The organism is Nocardioides sp. NPDC057577, from assembly GCF_042801335.1.
In the GTDB taxonomy this organism is placed as follows: domain Bacteria; phylum Actinomycetota; class Actinomycetes; order Propionibacteriales; family Nocardioidaceae; genus Nocardioides.
This window is the reverse complement of the sequence record NZ_JBHVGB010000283.1, coordinates 1-4,228: the sequence shown is the minus strand read 5'-3', so window position 1 is coordinate 4,228 and position 4,228 is coordinate 1. Positions and strand designations below refer to the sequence as shown.

Sequence of the window (4,228 nt, the reverse complement as noted above, 5' to 3'; positions counted from 1 at the left end):
CGCGCTTGCTCGATCTTGTCGTCGGCGCAGCTCCCTCGCTTCGCTCGGGATCTGCTAGCCGACGACAACCTCGATCCGCTGGAACTCCTTGAGGTCGGTGTAGCCGGTGGTGGCCATGGCGCGCTTGAGGGCGCCGACGAGGTTCATGGTGCCGTCGGCGACGTGGGAGGGACCGTAGAGGACCTCCTCGAAGGTGCCGACGGGTGAGAAGGCGACGCGCTCGCCGCGGGGCAGGTCGGCGTGGTGGGCCTCGTTGCCCCAGTGGAATCCCTTGCCGGGGGCATCGGTCGCCCGGGCGAACGGGCTACCCACCATGACCGCGTCGGCACCGCAGGCGATCGCCTTGGCGATGTCGCCGGAACGGCCGACGGCGCCATCGGCGATGACGTGGACGTAGCGGCCGCCGGACTCGTCGAGGTAGTCGCGCCGCGCGGCGGCGACGTCGGCCACCGCGGAGGCCATCGGCACGGCCACGCCGAGCACGGTTCGGGTGGTGTGCGCCGCACCGCCGCCGAAGCCGACCAGAACGCCGGCCGCGCCGGTGCGCATCAGGTGCAACGCCGCCTGGTAGGTCGCGCAACCGCCCACGATGACCGGCACGTCGAGCTCGTAGATGAACTCCTTGAGGTTGAGCGGCTCGGCCTGGGAAGAGACGTGCTCGGCCGAGACGGTGGTGCCGCGGATGACGAAGAGGTCGACGCCGGCGTCGACGACGGCCTTGGCGAACTCCTTCGTGTGCTGCGGGGACAGGGCCCCGGCCACGGTGACCCCCGAGGCGCGCACCTCACGCAGCCGCTCGGTGATCAGCTCGGCCCGGATCGGGGCCTCGTAGATCTCCTGCAGACGCCGGGTCGCGTCGACGCCGCTCAGCTCGGCCAGCTCGTCGAGCAGCGGCTGCGGGTCGTCGTACCGGGTCCACACGCCCTCGAGGTTGAGCACCCCGAGGCCGCCGAGCTTGCCCATCGCGATCGCGGTCGAGGGCGACATCACCGAGTCCATCGGCGCGGCGATCACCGGGATGTCGAAGCGGTAGGCGTCGATCTGCCAGTCGGTGCTCACCTCGGTGGTGTCACGGGTGCGCCGCGACGGCACGATCGCCACGTCGTCGAAGGCGTACGCCCGTCGTGCTCGCTTGGCCCGGCCGATCTCGATCTCAGTCACAGGACGGATTGTTCCATGCGACCGGATCGAGATCGGAAAGCCCACACGCACCAGCAGGAGCTAGCTGCGGACCGCGGTCAGCAGCAGGTACTCCCAGCTCATCGCCCCGGCGGTGAGGTAGCGGTCCCCCAGGTCGGCGAGCGCGGCGTCGAGGTCGGCGGTCCGGGCCTCGTCGCCGGCGAGCCCCTTGTAGGCGACGATCGTCGGGCCGTAGCAGGCCTTGAAGAAGTCACGGAACTCCGCGCCGGTGTCGAAGGAGTCGATCGCGACCGTCCGCTTCTCCGCCCGGACATCGGTCACCTGGTCCCCGAGCAGGCCGCGTACGTGGGACTCGTCGCCCCACCGCGGAGGCGGCTGCGCACCCTCGGGCGGCGGCGCCATGAACGGCTTCATCGCGGCGAACATCTGGCCGATGAAGCCCTCCGGGGTCCAGCTGACCAGCCCGATCCGGCCGCCCGGCCGCACCACCCGGACCAGCTCGGCGGCGGCCTTCTCGTGGAACGGCGCGAACATGATGCCGACGGTGGACATGGCGACGTCGAACTCGGCGTCGGCGAACGGCAGGGCTTCGGCGTCGGCGACCCGCCACGTGAGTGACTCGGCGCCCGCCTCTTCCGCATGCGATCGTCCGATGTCGAGCAGCTCGGGCGACAGGTCGCTCGCGACCACCTCGGCTCCGGCGAGAGCGGCGGGGACGGCGGCGTTCCCGGTGCCGGCGGCGATGTCGAGCACCCGGTCGCCCGGTCCGATCTCGCATGCCTCGACGATCACCTGGCCGAGCTCAGGGATGAGCTCGTCGGCGACCCGGGCGTAGTTCCCCAGGCCCCACATCACGCGGTGGCGGGCCTTCAGGTCGGGTGAAACTGGTGTTGCGGTCATGTCTTCCTCCAAAGACGTCGACCCGAGATGATCTGGAGGCTCCAGCGTCACCCGGCGACGCCGCCGGCGGATAGTGCCGGATCTGAACCGCTGCCGGTTCTGGATCTGTACTTGCCACCTGTCCCCGTCAGAGGTCTACTGAAAGCTGGGATCTCGGGCTGCGAGGAAGGCGGTCCGGTGGCGGGATACGGCCAGTTCTGTCCGGTGGCGAAGGCCATGGAGGTGCTCGACGAGCGGTGGACGCTGCTCGTCGTACGCGAGCTGCTGCTCGGCAGCACCCACTTCAACGAGCTGCGCCGGGGCGTGCCGAAGATGTCGCCCGCGCTGCTCTCTAAGCGGCTGCGCACCCTGGAGCGCGCGGGCATCATCCAGCGCCGCGGCGAGGGGCAACGTACGTCCTACCACCTCACCGACAGCGGCCAGGAGCTCGCCACCGTCGTCACCGCGCTCAACGAGTGGGGCATCCGCTGGGTCGGCGAGCTCGGCCAGGCCGACCTCGACCCCCACCTGCTCTTCTGGGACATGCGCCGCACGATCCCGATCGAGGTGTGGCCGCGGCAGCGCACCGTGGTCGAGTTCGGCCTCACCGACGTCGACCCGAAGGCCTCCCGCTGGTGGCTCGTGGTCTCCGCCGACCAGGCCGAGGTCTGCGACTTCGACCCCGGTTTCGAGGTCGACGCCCGGCTCACCTGCAGCCTGCGTACGCTCACCGAGATCTGGCGCGGCGACCTCGCCTGGCCGATGGCCCTCCGCGCCGAGATGGTCACCATCGCCGCCACCGAGGACGTACGCCGCGCCCTTCCCTCCTGGGTCGGCCAATCCACCTCCGCCCACATCCCCCGCCCCCGCACTCAGCTCCAGTCGTAGGAGAGGACGAAGCCGTACGCCTCCCCGCCGCCCTCCTCGGAGAGGACCATGTCGGCCTCGCCGACGAGTCCCTCGAGTCCACCGGTGCCGAGGCCGGGGACGACGGTGAGGTGGGAGCGGACGGTGGCGTCGGCGTACGTCCCGCTGATCCGCCACACGCACGAGCCCTCCTGGCCGGCGATGGAGCCGGTGAACTGCTCGTACGCCTCGAAGACCGCGCCACCGGCCGGGTTGCCGTAGGCCCCGATCATCCGCGCGACCCCCGTGCCCTGGAGCTCGCCGGCGTAGGTGTAGTCGGTCTCGGCGGTGGTCAGGCCGCGGTGGGGGATGTAGACGTCGTCGCCCATCTTGGTGCCTTCGCCGTCGATGTCGACGTAGGCCGCCTCGTGCCAACGGGCGACGGTCATCGTAGTGCTTGCCTTGTTGCTGTAGGTCGTCATGGGTCCCAGCCTGCTCGGGGAACAGGGGCGCGGGATTGAAGGAACGCGCCATATCGTTGGCGGTATGGAGAGCAGGGGCTACCCGGATGCGATCGTGCGGCCGGTGACGGCCGCCAGGGCGATCACCACCGAGCGGTTCGAGCCGTCGCCCGAGATCGCGGGACACGTGGACTACCACTGGTACGTCGGCTGGGACCTCGACCAGCCGCACGACCAGCAGGTCATCCCTCAGCCCCGGATCCATGTCGCCGCCGAGGATGGCCGGCTGCTGGTGCACGGGATCGGCCGGCGCCCGTTCGTCCGGCACCTCACCGGCCGCGGGCACACGCTCGGCGTCTCGTTCCTGCCCGGTCTCTTCCGTCCGGTGCTCGGCAGCCGGGTCAGCGCGATCGCCGATCAGGTCGTCCCGGCGCAGGATCTGCTCGGTGTCGACGACCGCCCGGCCGCGGAACGGATCCTCGCCGTCGCCGACCCCGCGGAGATGGCCACCGCGATGGAGTCCTACCTTCTGGCGGTCGGTCTTCCCGCGGACCCGGTCGCGGAGGACGTACGCCGTTGGGTGGCCCTCGCCGAGGAGGACCGCTCGATCACCCGGGCCGAGCAGCTCGCCGACCACGCCGGCGTGAGCCTGCGGTCGCTGCAGCGCCTGTTCAGCGAGTACGTCGGGATCGGCCCGAAGTGGGTCGTGCAGCGGTTCCGCGTGCTCGAGGTCGCCGCCCGCGCGCACCACGGCGACACCGACTGGGCCGCGGTCGCCGCGGAGCTGGACTTCAGCGACCAGGCCCACCTGGTGCGCACGTTCCGAGACGTCGTCGGTGCTCCGCCGGCGACGTACGCGAAGGACCTGTAGGGGTTGTGAAGCTGAGCGTGGCCTATAGGCC

The 4,228-nt window shown here is 70.8% G+C and carries 5 protein-coding genes; 2 read left to right on the top strand and 3 right to left on the bottom strand.

Annotation, left to right across the window (positions count from 1 at the left end):
- Positions 1 to 54 precede the first annotated feature (54 nt).
- Positions 55 to 1,161 (bottom strand): GuaB3 family IMP dehydrogenase-related protein, encoded by a 1,107-nt coding sequence (locus ACFU7D_RS28890; RefSeq protein WP_378731596.1) that lies wholly within the window; start codon positions 1,159 to 1,161, stop codon positions 55 to 57.
- Positions 1,162 to 1,221: 60 nt separating this feature from the next.
- Positions 1,222 to 2,040, bottom strand: a complete 819-nt coding sequence (locus ACFU7D_RS28885; protein ID WP_378873775.1) for a class I SAM-dependent methyltransferase — start codon at positions 2,038 to 2,040, stop codon at positions 1,222 to 1,224.
- 177 nt (positions 2,041 to 2,217) lie between these two features.
- On the opposite strand from ACFU7D_RS28885, the gene ACFU7D_RS28880 reads away from it, so the two are divergent.
- Complete coding sequence (locus ACFU7D_RS28880) at positions 2,218 to 2,907, top strand: winged helix-turn-helix transcriptional regulator (RefSeq protein WP_378873772.1); 690 nt, start codon at positions 2,218 to 2,220, stop codon at positions 2,905 to 2,907.
- Here the strand turns inward: ACFU7D_RS28880 and ACFU7D_RS28875 are convergent.
- Entirely contained in the window at positions 2,892 to 3,347 is a 456-nt protein-coding gene (locus ACFU7D_RS28875; protein ID WP_378731602.1) for a DUF3224 domain-containing protein, read from the bottom strand. The genes ACFU7D_RS28880 and ACFU7D_RS28875 overlap by 16 nt on opposite strands.
- A gap of 64 nt (positions 3,348 to 3,411) precedes the next feature.
- Here ACFU7D_RS28875 and ACFU7D_RS28870 point away from each other — a divergent pair, with 64 nt between their 5' ends.
- Positions 3,412 to 4,197: a DUF6597 domain-containing transcriptional factor gene (locus ACFU7D_RS28870; protein WP_378873762.1), complete on the top strand. Its 786-nt coding sequence runs from the start codon at positions 3,412 to 3,414 to the stop codon at positions 4,195 to 4,197.
- The last annotated feature ends 31 nt before the right edge of the window (positions 4,198 to 4,228 follow it).